An 18,002-nucleotide genomic window follows, 5' to 3' on the forward strand; every position below is an offset into this window, starting at 1 on the left:
GTTAGATTGAAAGTACGGAAAGCAGCCATGACGGTGAAATGGACATAAAGCATCTAACCTCATGATACGAACCAGCTAATAATTTGTTAAACTAAAAATAGTTGCACCAAAGAACCTTTTTGTGATCGCCAGCGATTGAAATAACGGGTACGAGTGGAATAAATATTTTTATAAATCAATTTCAATTTTTCTTGCAGAAGGAGGAGGAAATTGGACAAGTTCCAAGAGAAACTGAGTGCGTTACATGAATGGGAAATTCGGGCGGTTCTTAATGACCTTTTGAAGATGGCAGATTATTCTACCACTAAAAGAGAAGGGGAGGAAAGGATACTTGGAGAGGGGATAATGAAGTTGTGGAACGACCGCATGGAAGAAGCGCGTAAACGTCGGATGGAAGACGAAGAACTACAAAGTGGCATCCATCTTGTGTTCAGTTTGTCCGATGCCGGTGCCTTAAAAGTAACGCTCAGCGAGATCGGCAAACGACGGGAAAACAAAGTTCTAGCGTTTAACGACCTGTTTTCAATTGGTCCGATTTTGCATTTAGATAAGCTGGAAGGACAGCAGCGTAGGATGCTTTGGTTAATGGAACGATTTTCTGACTATCATCTTAATAGCGTAATTAACCAGGAACATCAAATCGGGCAAATGATCGAAACGATTGCGAGAATTCCGGAACATAAGTCCATTACCATCTGGTGTGGTGATAACGCTCACGATCAGGTGGGCATGCGTTTTGCGCTTTATTTGTTGAGGGAAAGAGAGCAGCCTGTGAGGATAGTAAATGTATCGGAGATCTGCAAGGAAATGCCGCTGTACATTGAAGAGCAAGTACCTCCGTATGCGCAGGGCTTAATCGTAATAGACATTTATCGAGAGATTGTCAAAAGATACAACGACATTATGCTCGTGGAACCCAGTCGGAGACGGCGTTATGAATTGGAATGGTTAGAGATATCGGGTCAGGCTCATATGTTGCGTTTATGGCAGGATGGAGAGATCAAGGGCAGTGGAGTGGATGAACTGGACGGTGTTATCTTGGGAGCGATAACTAAACTTCATGAAGAAAAGAATGGGGGTGGTTTCGTTAAGGCGGGCAGTGTAGTGAACAAAGTGTTCGAAATTTCAAATCAACTTGTCGGGTTCCAATTTATTGAGTACAGAATTTGGACTTTAATTAGTGATGGTATTCTGGCTTTTAAAGGCCTTCCAGGCGCAATGCATCAATATTCAATACGGATTCTTTGAAATTACATACTACACGCTTCTCCACCCCGCCTTTGGAGGATTTCACTCCCATGTCTCAACGGGGGACTAAGCCCTTTAATTCCTCCCTTGTTACACCTGCCCAAGGGGTGGAGGCCGTCGGTGCCCTCTGGTGCATGAACGAGAAGCTGCTTTTATATAGTACATTCCATGATCTTAAGAGCAGTTCAGGTTTAGACACCGATAGAACTTTTCAAATTCTGACTTTCGGCTTAGTGAAATCGTGCACTTGCTTTGCCGGCAGGAGCGACAGCTCCTGCCGTTTTAATATAGTTGCATTACCATACATATATCAAACCTTGTGATCAAGACATGGAGTATTACGTATATATACAGTTAACATCCGCGCTATATCTTCGGGAGGAATTGCACGATCCGTCATAAACCAGTGTTGTATAATTCCAAATTGTGCATTTCCTAAATAAGCAATGGCATAATCAGTAAATAAGCGGCTTTCATTGTTCATAGTTGATTGGTCTCGTTTCAGATTTTCATACAAGCGTGTGCCTACTAAATACTGGAGCCGTTCTCTTAATTCTGCTGGAGCTCCCGAATGGAATAGTGCTCTAAAAAAGCTGGCATGCTTATGCATGTATTGAAAGGCTCTGGTGATTGGAGGATAAGCTCCTTGTTGATCAGGGTGGTGCATTAACTCCTGAATATGGATAGGTTCGAATACACTCAATAATCCTTGAATAAACGCCGTTTCCTCAATCAGATGAAAAATATCTTTATAATGCAAATAAAAGGTGCCTCGATTTATCCCTGCTTTTTCACAAAGGTTTTTAACTGTCAGCCCTTTAATACCTTCTTCCTCTAAAATAGACAACAATGCGTTCTCCATTAGCGTCCGACTGCGGATTACTCTCATATCCGTGCTATTTTCGATCATTTGTTTACCTCCTCTTATGAATGTTGGTTTTTTTTATCAACACTATTGACGTTATATCTATTAATCAACACTTGGCCTTTTATGTTCATTGATCTCCTCGTTATGCTTGATTATAATTGGTTCTACAGCCTTAATCAACACGAGTTCATTATCTTTGGGCTGTATAGATTAAAGGAGGAAAACCATGAAATACCGATATCTTGGAAGGATTGGTACAAAAGTCAGCGCGTTTGCGTTAGGCGGATCAAGTTTTGGTTCTAGGGCAAGCGAAGAAGAGAGCATAAAAATTATTGAAGAAGCTTTGGACTTTGGCATCAATCTGATTGATACATCTAATATTTACGGAAAGGGGGAATCAGAACGTATTATCGGTAAAGCGATTAAGAACAAGCGGCAGAATGTCATATTAGCTTCTAAATTCGGTGCCGAGGCTACTAATGAGTTCAATCAAAGTGGTGCATCTCGTCGTTGGATACGAACTGCTGTTGAACAAAGTCTATTACGTTTGCAAACCGACTATATAGACCTTTATCAACTACATCTACCTTTTGAATTTGTTGCCTATGAAGAGATTCTACTAACGTTGAACGATTTGGTGAAAGAAGGGAAAATTCATCATATCGGCACTTCAAATCACCTGGGTTGGCAAATTGTTCAAGCACAAGCCATTAGTGATCGGTATCATATTCAGCGATTTGCAAGTGAGCAAACACCATATTCCATTATTAATCGGCGAATGGAATTTGAACTTGCTGAAATAGCGAAACAGTATGACCTAGCTCTATTTGTGTACAGTCCCTTATCTGGTGGCTTACTAACGGGAAAATACACGGCTGGCCAGGCCCCGAAAAGCGATTCACGCGCTGCCACATTAAAAGGATATGTGGATACATTAGATCCTGAACTAGCTGAAAATGAATATAAGTTTAAGATCATTGAAAAGTTGCAACAGCTGGCAAATGAAGCGGGGATTTCACTAGCGAATATGGCGATAGCTTTTACACAAAGTCATCCATCCGTCACATCAACTCTATGGGGACCACGCACTTTAGAGCAATTGAAAGCCTATATTTCCGGTGCACAAGTGAGGCTAAGCACAGATGTGTTGGATGCTATTGATGCCATTGTTCCACCAGGCAAACGTATTGATGACAAGGAGCAAACCTGGACTCCTGAGTGGATGAGTACCGAACGGCGCAGGTGGCACATTAACTGAAGAGTCTATGGAAGAGGGGAGTAGCCTCCTCCAAATTCTGGCTCGATTTGAAGAGAACGCAGTTCAATTGACAACCACTTTATCCAGTTATTTACTTATTGTTTTTATTGACGTATAATGGATAAAATTGCATATCAATATAAATGCTTTGATGGAGATAAGTAATTCAATACCTTCTTACAGGGAGGAAACGCCGAAGACTGAGAGTGCTTCTGGGGAAAAGGATTGAATAAAGTTCGCTCTGGAGCAGTTCCCTTGAAACCATTTTCGGTAAGTAGAGGCAAACCGGTTTATCCTTTATATATTAAAGTGAGAGCTTTTCTGTTTTTTTGCAGGAAGGTTCTAATATAGGGTGGTACCGAGGCTCCTCGTCTCTTTCGGACGAGGGGCTGTTTGTATTTTCTAGCACCCAACAACAAGGCTCGAGCGAAAGTTCGGTGAAAACATGTCTGCTGGTTATGCCCGCAACAGCTGGTATACATGGCGAAGATCAGCCATTATACGTAAAATCACGCTTGTCGGTCTGCAGTCGGCTGGCGGCAGGACGGAATCCGCGGAGGAGTCGTACATGCGGAGCCTGATGACGGACGAGCTCTGCTTCGTTACTAAACAGGAACGCGGAGAACGTATTTAGGAAAGTGAAATGAATGAGACAAAGGAAAAAGTAATATGTCCCATATAAGATATAATTTACCATCCCACTTAGATCTTGCCTATGTAATAACGTTTATGGTTTCCATGGTGCCCTTATTTATTTTGTCGCATTATTAAATGGAATATATCGACCAAGGCGCATTAATACTAGCTCGAAAAGTTGAAAAAAAGATGACTGCATAACTTAAAAAAGCGCAGAGTTGAAACCAACAACTCTGCGCTTTTTTAAGTGCATATTACCATCCCTGCTGGTTTTCGTGTAAGTGGGAAACTTCAAAAACGTCGTTTTTTCATGGATACTATCGTTTTCTGGCCTTGATTACAAAAGTTACTGGAAGCATCTTTGCTTTTTTTGCAAAATCGCTGTTATCGTCCCGAGATTGCATAATTTCATCATCAGATTGCTCTATCATTTGCTCAATGACAAATCCCGCTTTTGAGAGTGCATTCACATAGGTTGATAGTTTACGGTCCGATAAGGTTAGCGTACTTTCGTCAAGAGATACCGAATACCAAGATTCATCGAAATAACATTTTTTAAAAACAAGCACATTATTTTCTGCAACAACACATTTGTGTATAGGGTGAGACCAACTGAAAATAAATACGCCGTCTTTTTTCAGGTAAGAAGCAATCCGGCAAAAAGTACCCTCAAGGTCGGTTGTCCAGCCTATGGCATAAATCGAATAAACAAAGTCAAAATAATCTACTGGCAGGCCGCATTCTTCTTCCATGGGAGAACAGATCAAGTTTGCTGAAAGACCGCACGCCGTCAAATGTTGCCTTGTCTTTTCAATTTGGTTCTCTGATAAATCCATTCCCCAAAGTTCAGATGCTTGGCGTTCCCCTTGATATTGCAATGATTGACCGCTTCCACAGCCTATCTCCAGCATCTTTTTTCCTGAAACATCGCCAAAAAGCTGGCACTTTTCTTCTGAGACAAAGGCTCCATAAAAAGGAAGGGAGGTTGCTCCTAAAACATCATTTCCTTTTGTATCCCAAAATAAGCTGTTTGTTGAATGAACAACATTCTTATCCATGTCGACCGTGACGGCGTCAACCTCACCACCGCCAATAATGTTTGTTTTATAAACAGAATTCTTGTCCACACCGACGTCCTCCCCAACTATAAACAATATGAGTCTAAACGTATATCCCGACTTGCGCATCCCCATACCACATATCAAACATGAACACTCTGCGGTACTAATCAAAGAATAATTTACCATTATTCTATAAGCAAATCTACCAGAAAACATCCATCCAGCATCCATTCGATCGCGCGGACATGCCCGCCACATCCTGTGGCAACCAGGGTAAGAATAGGGACTTGTATTGCGCTCCAAAATCAGAAACTCATAGAGCAAATTTTCAAAGAACAAGCTGAAATTGATAAACAGGTCAGAAGAAATACTACTCAAATAACAGTAAGGATGAATATATTTTCGCCAAGGTGAATTACTTTCATTTAATTACTCCCGGGACAAGCTCCTGTTTTCCTGATCCAACTGGATCTACGGTGGACCCCGGCTTACCGGCTGCAACTGCTACTGGTGTTAAACGCGCGTGTGCGACGGGAACGGTAAGCTGTTAATATTGCAGCTGTCCTTCTTCAGCACCGGGTTATAATCCGGGAGACTGGCATTGATTTTTAGGAAAACGGTTTCAAATGTCAGATGTTACGGGTCGGAGGGGCTGTTATAATAAAAACCAAGGCCGAGGTGCCCTCTGTCTGGGATGAGGAAGCCAAGCAGGTGGCGACGCTCATCGGGGCGGAACTAATCTGTATGGGCTTCCCCGACGAGTTTCGACGAGTCCCGTAGGAACGGGATGAGTCCGGCTTGCGCTCATCAATGTGACTCGCAAGTGCCGTCCCCACGTCATTCTGATCCATTGGCCCGGCGATTTGTACAATCCCGATCATAGGGTGACCGGACAGAAATTGAAGGATGTGGCGATCATAACGACGGTACTGATCATCGTCACCGAAAATCCAGGACGGCGTCCGTTAACTGGAAGGCTTCATACGCGCCAAGGCTTGGCCGCGTGGCGTTACGGGCACGCTGCTTCCGCAAACGGAAAAGTCTAACTAAAATTCGGAGGGAATGCAAGTGACTAGAAATCGAGTGGCAGTTGAGTGGAGCAAGGGGCCGGTGAGAGGAGGCATATCCGTGACCGGAGGAACGATCGTAGAAGAGAAGATCATCAAAGGGAACGGCGTCGTGTCGAATGGCAGATTCACGGCGGAAGGCGAGGCGGTCCGGCTCGAATTTGTTGTCGAGACGGCGTCGGGGGGAAGGAGAGCGAATCCGGCTATCGTTACGATCGATGTAGAGGAGAATCCGTTCAGCTTCTTCTTGCGCGACGTTCACAAGCAATATCCGATGTATATTCCGGCTTACGGGGTTTCCGTTACCGAAGCGGAGGACGGACGCTCCTACAGGCAAATCGAACAGGACATCCGGTCGAGAGGGCTGCTCAGCAACCTGCAGCAAATCGAAGCCGAGCCGGAAGAGAGTTACGAGCAGGCTGCCGCCCATACGCGCGAGCTGCCGTGCGAGACGTTTCTCGGCTTATCGCGGGACATGCGGATTTTCGGAATGAGCTTCCGCGGGGTCGGTTGGGGGGACCGGTTGTGGGACTGGGTGCAGCCGCGGTTTCACGGCTTCGAGACGAAGCTGCCGGAGGCCGAGGATAAGCCGGTCTGCTATCGGTATTTACTGGGTCGCGGCGTTGGCTGCGTCGAGGGCGTATCGCGGCGGCTGGAGAACGGTGTGCTGCCGATTCTTCATGCATCGATTGTCGATGAAGACATTACGTACAGCACCGTATCGTTCGCTTCCTACGAATCGAGCCCGTTGAACGAGCGGACGCTTTTGGGAACGGATTACCTGGTGGCGGACGGCTTCGGCCACGGCCATATGCTGACAGAAGCGCAAACGGAACGCAGGAATGAACGGCTGGAGCGGGAGATGAACCGGGAAGAGGAGACGGTACTGTATTTCCGCGCGGTGGCGACGAATACGGCCAAGGTGCCGCGATACGCCTGGTTTAAAAATCCGATCCCGAACGCTTTCGTTTTGAATAATGACAACCATTACACATTCGACGACCGGAACGGGTTCGTGAAATTTGCGGACGACCGCATCTGCTGCGTATCCAAGCTGAACGGGCAGCCGCTGACCGAAGAGGAAACCGCGATATTGATCCTGCCGGGGGAGACGGCCGTCTACGAATTTTATTTGCCGCATCGTCCGATTCCGCAAGCACGTGCCGAGCAGCTAAGCAGACAAAACTTCGACTCACGGCTAGAGGAATGCCGCGCGTTCTGGAACGGCAAGCTCGCCCACGCCGCCCGCATCAAGGTGCCGGAACGGCGTCTGGACGAGATGATCCGTGCCGGCTTGCTGCATCTTGATCTCATCGCCTACGGTTCGGAACCGGACGGAACGATCGCTCCGATGATTGGCGTCTATACGGCGATCGGCTCGGAGAGCTCACCGATCGTGCAATTTTTCGATTCGATCGGATGGAGTGATGTGGCGGCGCGGTCTCTTCAATTTTTCCTCGACAAGCAACATGACGACGGCTTCATTCAGAATTTCGGAGGATATATGCTGGAAACGGGCGCCGCGCTTTGGAGCTTCGGGGAGCACTACCGCTATACGCGGGACGAAACCTGGCTGGCCTCGGTCAAGGAGAAGCTGCTGAAGGCGTTTGATTATCTGGTTGCCTGGCGCAACCGCAACAAGACCGAGCAGCTCCGTGGTCAAGGATATGGCATGTTGGAAGGGAAGACGGCCGATCCCGAAGACCCGTTCCGCTCGTTCATGCTGAACGGATACGCATACATCGGGATGAGCCGGCTGGCTGAGATGCTGGCGGCTACCGATCCGGGCTCAGCCGAACGCATTGCCGTAGAGGCGGCCGAGCTTAAGGCGGATATTCGAGCGGGCTTCTTCCGTGCATTGGCGTTGTCGCCGGTCGTTCCGCTGGCCGACGGCAGCTGGGTGCCGACCGCGCCGCCTTGGGTCGAGCATCGAGGACCGTTATCCTTGTACGCCGAAAGCGCCAAATGGCTGACGCACGCCTCGATGGTCCTTCGCGATTCGCTGCTCGGCCCGCTGTATCTCGTCTTCCAGGAAGTGCTGGCAGCCGACGAGCCGGCCGCCGAGTTCCTGCTCCAGTTCCATAACGAGCTGATGTGCAGCCGTAATGTGGCGTTCAGCCAGCCCTATTACAGCATTCACCCGTTCGTGCATCTTCAGCGCGGCGAAGTGAAGCCATTCCTGAAGGCGTACTACAACAGCTTCACCGGATTGGCCGATCGGGAAACATATACCTTCTGGGAGCATTATTTCCACGCCAGCCCGCATAAGACGCACGAAGAAGCCTGGTTCCTGATGCAAACCCGCTGTATGCTCTATAAAGAAGACGGACAGACCTTGAACCTGCTGCCTGGCGTTCCGAGAAAATGGCTCGAGCACGGCAAGGAGATTGAACTGAACGGGGTCGCCACTTACTTCGGACCTGTCAACCTGCATGTAGAATCGCAGCTTGAAAAAGGGGTGATATTTGCCACGATCAAATGTGCGACGAATCGCAAACCGCAGACGGTGCGCCTGCGCCTTCCTCATCCGGAAGGAAGGAAACCGCGAAGCGTAACCGGTACGGGGGTCCGTATAACCGAACAGGAGACAGTAACGGTCGATTCGTTCGACGGCAGTGTCAAGATCGAATTGCATTTCTGATTGCACCCGGAATATTCATGAAGAGATTACCCTTCAGATGATGTCCGACAACTTTTCCATTAATCCAACTTACTTTTCCAGACTGTTCAAAACGGTTACGGGTCAAGGATTGTCAAGTATGTCATGGGCCTGAAAATCTAGAAGTTATTCGTTCTTCCGTGCGGTTATTGAATCGCAAAGATAAAGCGTCGGAGACAGTCTTCTGTCTTGGCGCTTTATTTTTTTGGACTATGGCATGCTTGTTCACAGAGCATGTTCAAGGACCACGACTTTACTTTTGTCATCTCTCATGTTTTAAAGCCGCAGGGATAATAGCAATGTCGGACTATCCTGTCTTCTTTTGAGGCAGGCTGGTCTTATTTTGTTGTAGAAATTCGAGTTTGTTTCAGATTGCTACAGTAAGCGTTTCGATTGTCGGATGTCAGTGAAGGGGAGTATTGATATAATAAAGTTGGATTTGGAAGCGGTTTCAATGACTCTCGCAATCTTGCCCCTAAACTATCCTGCCAAACATTCGATTCTAGGCTGACGCAAGATTACTGCGATTATGTATCGGGAAGGAGATGGTAGTTATAAAAATACGGTAAGGCGCTTCATGCGGGAAATGGGCTTCTTGGCTGTCGATCCGGCCCGAACCTGAGCAAGCTTGCCATCAGGCAAGCTTTATCACGGCGCAAGCCCGTGATTCATCAAATAAACTGACTACATCTTTGTAGCACCGTTTTCGGACTTTCAAAGTAAAGGAGACGATATGATGAGAAGAAGTGTCATGGCTGTTTTTGTCGCGGTGTTATGTCTGGTTGTGTTTTATTCGCAGGCGAGTGCCTATGTCCCAACGATTACCCCGTTTCCAATCGGCGTCTATTGGTCGCCGGATTCCGATCATACGACAGATGCGCGGTATAAGGAAATTAAGGATATGAACGCCAACGTCGTGTTTGCCTCGAATGGCATGGATACATTCAATGAGGTGGACGCTGCGCTTACCCATGCTGCCAACAATGGTTTGGTTGTCATAGCTTATGATCAGAGAATGGCGTGGAGGACTAATGTAGTGTCCCAGACCAGCACAGGGGCCGGGCTGTATGTTCGGAACAATAATCCGCTCGGCCAAACGTTTAAAACGCCAAGCGGCACGGGCTGGGCGCTTAACACCGTTGAGCTCTGCATCGACAAAAGATTTTGGCCGTCCGGCACAACGTTAACGCTCTCGATTTACGACAGTCCGAGCAAAACGACGTTGATTGGAAACTCTTCGATTACGGGTCCGGTAAGCACGGATTTCCCGGTATTCGATATTTCCAAAGCCATTAACTCCAATTCCACCTATTACATGGAGTTGACCAGCAGCAGTCCGAATAACGTAGGTTGGGTAACGACAAGTCTTGGCAATGCTTATGCCGACGGCCAATTGTACGAGAACGGTGTCGCGGCCGCCAAAGACCTGTACTTCAAAGCTTCCTTTTCCCAATTGACATACAACGACGGCGGACAGCCTTCCAACGCGGATATCGACGATATTGCCAACCACTATAAAACCAATGCCTCTTTGCAGGGCTACAATATTTTCGATGAACCGTCTATCGGCATGATGACGCGCATTCAAGACACTATGACGAGATTCAGGCAAACCGATCCGAATCATATGACCTTCGTGAATCTGTCGCCTTCGAACGCCTCGCCGACGGCACAAGGACTAACGGAGCAGACAGGTGCTTATGTCACTTCCGCCCAGCCATTGGGACAAACTTTCAAGACCAAGCCTAGTCAAACGACGATTTCCACGATTCAGATGTGGATTGACAGCACCCAGTGGTCCACAAACGAAAATTTAACTTTGTCGCTTTGGGACTCGCCTTCCAAAACAAGCTTGGTCGCCCAGAATACGCTGAATGGCGCATCCAACAATTGGGTTGTGTTCACTTTAAACGCCAGTGTAAGTCCAAACACCTCCTACTATTTCGAACTTACCCATAATGGTGGAGGAAACAATTCGGTCGGATGGGTGATTCGTTCCTTGACCGGCGCCGATTGGATCAACGACGGTACAGCGTATGTTGCAGGCACGCCTGTAGATGCCGATTTTTGGTTTACCATCGACCAGAATATACAGGGCGGCACGTATGAGGACTACGTTTATCGCTGGGTCAGCAAATCACCGGATGTACTCGTTTACGATCATTATCCGTTCCTGGTGGGCGGGGGAATGACAAGCGATTATTTCAACAATCTCGAGATCATCAGACGTCAGGCTTTGGCGGGCGGAGTCGATTTCTGGTCCTTTATCCAGTCCATCGGCATTACCGATTATTTAAGGGTTCCCAATGAGACGGAAATGAGGTATCAGATCTATACGAACCTTACTTACGGAGCAAAAGGGTATATCTACTTTACGTATTGGACGCCGTCGTCGGCGGGAGGGGAGAATTTTCATGACGGGCTCATTTTACCGGACGGCACGAAAAATGCTTCCTATACGTGGGCGCAAACGTTGAATGCCGAAGTATTGCAGCTGGGTCCCAAGCTCATGTCGCTGACTTCACAGGCGGTCTATCACACAGGAACGCTGCCGAACAACACTAATGCGCTTCCCGTAAGCTTTTTCATGCAGCCTGCCAATACGGCGGAACCGCTCGTGTTCGGTTACTTTACAGATGGCAGCGGGCGCAAGTATGTGATGGTCACGAATAGGGATATCACCAACTCAAGAACGGTTTCGTTCTCGCTCTCCCCGCTTCCGAGCGCAATGAAAGAAATATCGAAGGTGACCGGGGCGGAAGTCGCTACCAATTACAATAGTACGACAGGGCAAATGTCCGCAACCTTCGCGCCGGGCGAAGGGAAGTTATTCGTTCTCCCGAGCGGTTATTGAATCTTTAAAGCCATCTTTCATGCTTAACGATAAATTTGAAAACGTAGTGTTTCAGGTTTGGGAGATTCGGGATTTACCGACAAGGGGAGAGACTCAGATGTCATCCCCTTGTCGGTTGAAGTTGCCGGCACGCCTAGGCGGTCTAGGTAACATAGAGGGAGGATGATGGAATAAGAAGTCTTTGCAGTAAGTGCATGGTATACTAAAGTGTAATTTATTTAAAGGGGTTGATAAGGATGCGTTTATCAAATAAATTTGTGACTAGTTTTAATTATTCTTCACCCTAATCCAATTTACTTTGAGGAGAAATTAAATGTTAAAAATCGACGTAGATTTAGTTTCGAAGTTAATAAACAGCCAATTTCCGCAGTGGTCTGATTTAGAAATCAAGCCTGTTAAAAAAAGTGGGAATGATAATCGAACGTTTCACTTAGGTAAAAGCATGAGCGTTAGGTTACCAAGTGATGAAGCCTATGTTCCCCAAGTTGAAAAAGAGCAAAAGTGGTTACCCATTTTAGCCAAGCATCTTTCTATACCAATATCTGAACCCTTGGCTAAAGGAGAACCAAGTGAATATTACTCATATCCTTGGTCTGTTAACAAATGGTTGGATGGAGAGACATTAACGTTAGAAAATATAGATGATTTAAATCAATTTGCAAATGATTTGGGTAAATTATTAGTTGAATTACAATCTTTTGACGCCAGTGGAGGCCCCTTAGCTGGGGAACATAACTTTTATCGAGGCGGTGATATTGCTGTATACGATGATGAGTGCAGAGCTGCCATTAATAATAATATAAATACTTTTGACAAAGTCTTATTGGAAGGAATCTGGGAATTGGCATTAGCTTCAAAATGGTCTGGTGAACCAGTTTGGGTCCATGGTGATATAGCACCTGGTAATATATTAATTAAAAATGGTAAATTGTGTGCGCTTATTGATTTTGGAATATTGGGTGTAGGAGACCCTTCTTGCGATGCTGCAATGGCATGGACTTTTTTTGATGAAAGTAGCAGAAAGATATTTAAGAATGCATTGAATTTTGATCAAGAAACTTGGAACAGAGCAAGAGGTTGGGCTTTATGGAAGGCTTTAATAACCTACGATTATCATAAACAATCTGACAAAATAATTGCAGATGAATCATGTAATATTATTAATGTAATCCTTAATGATTACGAAACTGAAAGATTAAGGCATTAATATAGACATATTTATTGCATTAACAGAAGACTTTGAGTGGAGCAGCATGCCGTGGCAACTGCTCCACTTTTTAACTAACCGGAAGGAAGCGATATTCAGTTGGTGCACCGTGGTCGCAGGAGTCAGTCTAACGGGTAACGGGAGGGCTCAAACGCACCAAAATTCATCGACCTGCGCGACTATGTCTGTGGGGCGAAGCCTTCGAAGGCATCTCGGAACAGCTCCTCAAGCAGTTCATTTTTATCCTTATAGTGAAAATAGAACGTGCTGCGATTGTGACTTTAAAGCATCACATTTAACGAATAATAAATCCATTGGCTCCGGCGAGACTCATTGATAAGTCCGCCGGATAATATTTTTTTCAAGTGCTGACTGACGTTGGATTGTGCCGCTTAGCTGCTTTTAATTTATAGAAATAGAAATGTAAGTGGATCTTGAATATTCCATAGTTCGTTTCGAATACCAAAAGGCACGATTGGGCAGCGTTCTTGAATGACTTCACAACGTATAACTAATATATTGGTTTAAATAAATTACTTGAATTTTTCAACTAATAACAGTATAACAATAGTAGAGGTGATCCTGTGGAAGATGTAAGGTTGTTGTTTCAGCAGATCTATAAACAATTTGGGATGTTAAATAAGAATTGTTGTACGGTTGGCGGGCAAGACGTTTCGTTGATTCAAAGCCAGATCCTGTATGAAATCGATCGGCAGCATCAACCATCCATGCAGCAAATTGCTCACTCACTCGGATTGGATATTACGGCATTTAGCCATCAGATCCAAACCTTGGTTCGCAAAAACTTAGTAGCCAAGAAACCCTCTGAAACAGATAAGAGGGTGTCGATACTTTATTTGACGACAGAGGGAAAATTCGTTGCTACTGTAATCGATCAGCAAGTAAACGGGTACTTGACTCAAATATTTGAAGGTATATCTGACAAGGATAAGGAGAACGTTATTCAAGGATTGAGAATTCTTAACGATTCGATGAAAAAGGTTCCTGTTTGTTGCAGATAGTTCAGGAGAGAGCGAATGCTTCTCTTTCTCCAATACTTGAAATTTTCAACTATTTATTGAAGGGGTGATATGCATGATAGATCAATTTGATGTTATTGTTATTGGCGGGGGGCAAGCTGGACTTGCATCTGGATATCATTTGCAGAGAAGAGGCATTCGCTTCATCATTTTGGAATCGCAACCGCTGGCAGTGGGGTCTTGGCCGCATTATTACGAAAGTCTCAAGCTATTCTCCCCGGCTGAGTTATCTTCACTTCCAGGAATGAAGTTCCCTGGGCAATCGGATCGTTATCCACTGAGAGATGAAGTCATCCAGTACTTTAAGCACTACAAAGAAAACTTCAAGCTACCGGTGGAGACAAATCAGCGGGTTGCCAAGGTTTTGAAAGAAGACGGGTATTTCTCCGTCTATACGGCAGAAGGCAAAGTATTTCGATCCAAAGCGGTGATTAATGCATCCGGGAACTTCCGCAACCCGTATACTCCGGTTATCCCGGGACAAGAGCTCTACGAAGGAAGGACGCTTCATTCTTCCGCGTACCGAAGCCCGGAAGCCTTTGAAGGTCAGCGCGTGGTTGTCGTTGGTCGCGGTAATTCCGCGGTTCAGATTGCCGTGGAGTTGGCTGAAAACTGCAACACAAGTTTAGCCGTTCAAAGCCCCGTTCAGTTCGTTAAGCAGCTTCTTTTAGGCAAGGATGCGCACTACTGGTTACGCCGGACCGGATTTGATACGTTTCCATTTTGGCGAGTAGGGCTTTCTGCTCCAAATCCAGGTTCCGTTATCGATTTAGACCGCTATCGGGAGCGCTTGGAGTCGGGTAAACCGTACCAGCAGCAGATGTTTACTGCATTTTCGAAAGATGGCGTGGTTTGGCCAGATGGAGTATCAGAAAGAGTAGATTCCGTCATTTGGGCGACAGGGTACCGGCCCGGCCTGGAGCACTTAAATGCACTCAAGGCATTAGATCAGGAGGGCAGGCCTCTTCATCAAGCAGGGGTGAGCATATCAGAGCCAGGCTTATATTATGTAGGATTATATGGGCAACAATCTTTTGCTTCGGCAACCATACGCGGCGTAGGTGGTGACGCAAGATACGTGATACGCAAGCTATTGCGGCATATTCAAAAATTCTAAGACGAATGAGGCATAAAGGATTAGAGCTGTAAAACGGTAATACTTATAAATCAGTTTTTAATTGATTAATCCTTGATTTCCCTTTTTCTCCATGGTAGACTCACTTCATCAAGAATTTTTGATTAAGGTGGTATTGCCCCCAGTGATTAATTATTATGTGGTCGAAAAGTTAATGAAATTTCAACAAGCAGACTTGGAGCAAAAAGCTAGGCAAGCCTGGAAATGGGAGAAATTGAACAACAAAAAGCAAGTTGTGTATAAAGAACCTGTCTTTAAACAGCCGGCATTAGCCTGCTGTCCAGCATGCTGTTAACGGAGGCGATTTCGATGATTAAAGAATTTCCGGTCAACCTTTTGCCCGAAGAAGCCATTGATTTCGCTTCCTATGAAGCAAGGTTCAAAGCCTTATCCGATCAAAAGCGGCTGCTGATCATGTATGAGTTGACCCAGAAAGGCAGCGTTTGCGTTTGCGATTTGACGGATATCGTGGATATGCCTCAATCCAAGTTGTCTTACCATTTAAAGATTCTGCTTGATGCCAAGCTCATTAAACGCGAGACGAAAGGCACTTGGAGCTATTACGAATTAAACCATTCTGAGGTAAACCAACTACTTTCTCCCGAATTGTGCTGCATCTTCCGGAAAACCGATGACATTCCCGAGTAATTGTTGTTTATAAGCCCACATTGTGGGTTTCATTTATCCAATAAATCAAAATATATTGATTTAACAAGGGAGAGATTTTGCATGAGTCACGTTCAAAATGATCAAGTACGTCAGCACGTGCGCAATCGCTATAAAGAAATAGCGATTCAGGACAACGCCAACACTAGCTGCTGCTCGCCGGCTACATCGACTTTAAGCTGCTGCGGCACTGCCGACGAAGTATCCTCAAAGCTGGGCTATTCAATCGAAGAGCTTTCGGCGGTTCCACAAGGTGCAAACCTGGGACTCGGTTGCGGGAATCCACAAGCCATTGCTTCGCTTCAGTCAGGGGAGACAGTGCTTGACCTGGGTAGTGGCGCAGGGTTTGATTGCTTCCTTGCTTCGAAACAAGTAGAAGAGGCTGGTAAAGTCTACGGAATTGATATGACGCCTGAGATGGTCAGCAAAGCTCGCCAAAACGCTTTAAAGAATGGGTACTCGAACGTTGAGTTTCGGCTTGGTGAAATTGAACATTTGCCTATTGTCGATTCATCCATTGACGTCATCATTTCAAATTGTGTAATCAATTTGTCTCCTGATAAGCAGCAGGTGTTTAATGAGGCATTTCGAGTGTTGAAATCAGGCGGAAGGCTTGCAATTTCGGATATTGTCACAACAGCGGAGTTGCCAACGGAGATCAAAGAAGATATGGACTCCTTAGCAAGCTGTATATCTGGGGCTTCTTCAGTCGATGAGGTAAAAGCTATGCTGCAAGCTAGTGGTTTTATCGATATCGTTGTTGAACCAAAAGATGATTCCCGGGAATTCATCAAAGATTGGATACCAGGTGCGGATATGGATGCCTATATTCAATCGGCTATTATTAAAGCCAAAAAGTAAAGAAAACTGCCATCCTATAAAAAAGCCGCTACCAGACCTAAAACTGAACTGTAACCCGTAAGATGGACACTTAAAAAAAGTGACCTCTTGCGGGTTTTTGTGTTTTAATCATACTATCGAGAAAATACGGGGAATGAACATCTTGAGAAAAATCAGAACAGGATTTACAGAAGCAGAGATCAGATTGTTGGAGTCCAATCCGAACGTAAGCCGCATATCAGGTAGAAATATCTCGTATGCTCCAGGATTTAAACTTGCTGCCGTGCAATCTAACCAAGCGGGAGAGCCGAAGCTCGGATATTACTGTTTTTTTATGATCGTGCGCTCGGAAATGCGTCGAAGAGAAAAAAGGAAAAAGCAATACTGAAAAAGGCATCCCAATCAGGCTTCCGAACCTAATAAGGATGCTTCTTTTTGTATTAATTGCAGCATTTACATTTTTGAACTATTTCACAAGATCAAGAAATTTGTTCGCCGCATTAGATAACGGCATGTTCCGCATGATCATAAATCCAACTTGGGAAGGCGGCATCTTGATGTCTAATTGAATTTCGAAGAGGGAGCCTTCTTCCAACTCCTTGGATATGAATTCTTTTGTTATATAAGAGATCCCTAGTCCTTTCCTTGCGAATTCGATGAGAAGATCAACACTTCCCACCTCAATCTCCGGTTTAATCTGATAGCCGTAACTTTCGAATAGCTCTGTGATCGCCATCCGAACCCGGCTATTACGTGAGAATAAGACAATAGGGTACTGAAGCAGCAGCTCCAGTGAGAGCACTCTGTCCTTAAGCTCGGCATAATGAACCCCCGCTACAAAGCAATCCTGAAGCTCAATTCCCTTCAGCACCTCGAGCTGTGAATCGACAATAGGCATACGAACGACACCCAAATCAATTTTACCTTCTTTCAAGAAGGCGATGGTCTCCGGGGTCGTCCCATGATTCAGATGCAATTTAATGCCTGGATGCTTCTGATGATAGGTCTCCAAATAAGGGAGCAAGTAGTGCTTGAACAACGAATCGCTGCCGCCGATTCTAAGCTCCCCGCTGTCCAGATTTTTGAGTGCAGCCATCTTTTCTTCTGCGAGCGTGATCAGGATCTGAGACTTCTCGATATAGGAATAGAGAATGACGCCTTCCTGCGTCAGGTTAACGCCTTTGGAATTGCGGTAAAACAAAATGACGCCAAAGCTGTCTTCCAGCTGCTTGATGGCGTGGCTGACGCTTGGCTGTGTGATAAACAACGATTTGGCGGCCTTAGATAAGCTTCCCGTCTTGGCGGCCCAATAAAAAACCTTATATAGCTCATGATTGATCATAGACGTGGTCTATAGCTCCTGTGAAATATACTAATTACTTGTATAGGTGATATTCGTATTATAGTGGATTTAAGAAATAGAAACCAGAGCAAGTAATTTAGCTCTGCTGGAAGGAGAAGAA

General features: G+C 45.6%; 15 protein-coding genes and 1 pseudogene. 12 read left to right on the forward strand and 4 right to left on the reverse strand.

Going from position 1 to position 18,002, the window contains the following annotated elements:
* The first annotated feature begins 210 nt into the window (after positions 1-210).
* Positions 211-1,248, forward strand: coding sequence for a DUF1835 domain-containing protein (locus IEY46_RS09140; protein ID WP_188991179.1), 1,038 nt, complete (start codon positions 211-213; stop codon positions 1,246-1,248).
* A gap of 310 nt (positions 1,249-1,558) precedes the next feature.
* Here IEY46_RS09140 and IEY46_RS09145 read toward each other — a convergent pair whose 3' ends face one another.
* Positions 1,559-2,158, reverse strand: coding sequence for a TetR/AcrR family transcriptional regulator (locus tag IEY46_RS09145; protein WP_188991181.1), 600 nt, complete (start codon positions 2,156-2,158; stop codon positions 1,559-1,561).
* Between the two features lie 184 nt (positions 2,159-2,342).
* On the opposite strand from IEY46_RS09145, the gene IEY46_RS09150 reads away from it, so the two are divergent.
* Entirely contained in the window at positions 2,343-3,374 is a 1,032-nt protein-coding gene (locus IEY46_RS09150; protein ID WP_188991184.1) for an aldo/keto reductase, read from the forward strand.
* Positions 3,375-3,819: 445 nt separating this feature from the next.
* Complete coding sequence (locus IEY46_RS09155; RefSeq protein WP_188991186.1) at positions 3,820-4,008, forward strand: hypothetical protein; 189 nt, start codon at positions 3,820-3,822, stop codon at positions 4,006-4,008.
* Positions 4,009-4,327: 319 nt separating this feature from the next.
* Here IEY46_RS09155 and IEY46_RS09160 read toward each other — a convergent pair whose 3' ends face one another.
* Positions 4,328-5,137: a class I SAM-dependent methyltransferase gene (locus IEY46_RS09160; protein ID WP_188991188.1), complete on the reverse strand. Its 810-nt coding sequence runs from the start codon at positions 5,135-5,137 to the stop codon at positions 4,328-4,330.
* 746 nt (positions 5,138-5,883) lie between these two features.
* Between IEY46_RS09160 and IEY46_RS09165 the strand changes: the two genes are divergently transcribed.
* From IEY46_RS09165 to IEY46_RS09185, 5 genes are all read left to right on the forward strand, one after another.
* Entirely contained in the window at positions 5,884-6,117 is a 234-nt protein-coding gene (locus IEY46_RS09165) for a hypothetical protein (RefSeq protein WP_188991190.1), read from the forward strand.
* 22 nt (positions 6,118-6,139) lie between these two features.
* Positions 6,140-8,779, forward strand: coding sequence for a glucosidase family protein (locus tag IEY46_RS09170; protein ID WP_188991192.1), 2,640 nt, complete (start codon positions 6,140-6,142; stop codon positions 8,777-8,779).
* A complete protein-coding gene (locus IEY46_RS37010; protein WP_373288775.1) occupies positions 8,754-8,912 on the forward strand; it encodes a helix-turn-helix transcriptional regulator in 159 nt (52 codons plus the stop codon). Before IEY46_RS09170 ends, IEY46_RS37010 begins: the two co-directional genes overlap by 26 nt.
* A gap of 621 nt (positions 8,913-9,533) precedes the next feature.
* Positions 9,534-11,651 (forward strand): hypothetical protein, encoded by a 2,118-nt coding sequence (locus tag IEY46_RS09180; RefSeq protein WP_188991196.1) that lies wholly within the window; start codon positions 9,534-9,536, stop codon positions 11,649-11,651.
* 313 nt (positions 11,652-11,964) lie between these two features.
* Entirely contained in the window at positions 11,965-12,858 is an 894-nt protein-coding gene (locus IEY46_RS09185; RefSeq protein WP_188991198.1) for an aminoglycoside phosphotransferase family protein, read from the forward strand.
* Positions 12,859-13,148: 290 nt separating this feature from the next.
* Here the strand turns inward: IEY46_RS09185 and IEY46_RS37015 are convergent.
* A pseudogene (locus tag IEY46_RS37015) lies at positions 13,149-13,247 on the reverse strand (ArsR family transcriptional regulator); the annotation flags it as partial.
* 195 nt (positions 13,248-13,442) lie between these two features.
* Between IEY46_RS37015 and IEY46_RS09190 the strand changes: the two are divergent.
* The 4 genes from IEY46_RS09190 to IEY46_RS09210 all read left to right on the forward strand — a co-directional run bounded on the left by IEY46_RS09190 (position 13,443) and on the right by IEY46_RS09210 (position 16,560).
* Positions 13,443-13,880: a MarR family winged helix-turn-helix transcriptional regulator gene (locus IEY46_RS09190; protein ID WP_188991200.1), complete on the forward strand. Its 438-nt coding sequence runs from the start codon at positions 13,443-13,445 to the stop codon at positions 13,878-13,880.
* Positions 13,881-13,953: 73 nt separating this feature from the next.
* Positions 13,954-15,015, forward strand: coding sequence for an NAD(P)-binding domain-containing protein (locus tag IEY46_RS09195; RefSeq protein WP_188991202.1), 1,062 nt, complete (start codon positions 13,954-13,956; stop codon positions 15,013-15,015).
* A 327-nt stretch (positions 15,016-15,342) separates the two neighbouring features.
* Positions 15,343-15,681, forward strand: a complete 339-nt coding sequence (locus IEY46_RS09205) for an ArsR/SmtB family transcription factor (RefSeq protein ID WP_188991206.1) — start codon at positions 15,343-15,345, stop codon at positions 15,679-15,681.
* 81 nt (positions 15,682-15,762) lie between these two features.
* Entirely contained in the window at positions 15,763-16,560 is a 798-nt protein-coding gene (locus tag IEY46_RS09210; protein WP_188991208.1) for an arsenite methyltransferase, read from the forward strand.
* 445 nt (positions 16,561-17,005) lie between these two features.
* Here the strand turns inward: IEY46_RS09210 and IEY46_RS09215 are convergent, their stop codons facing one another.
* The gene (locus IEY46_RS09215) at positions 17,006-17,881 is read right to left on the reverse strand and encodes a LysR family transcriptional regulator (RefSeq protein ID WP_188991210.1); all 876 of its coding nucleotides are present in this window, start codon (positions 17,879-17,881) and stop codon (positions 17,006-17,008) included.
* Positions 17,882-18,002 lie beyond the last annotated feature (121 nt).

The organism is Paenibacillus nasutitermitis, from assembly GCF_014641075.1.
In the GTDB taxonomy this organism is placed as follows: Bacteria; Bacillota; Bacilli; order Paenibacillales; family Paenibacillaceae; genus Paenibacillus_Z; species Paenibacillus_Z nasutitermitis.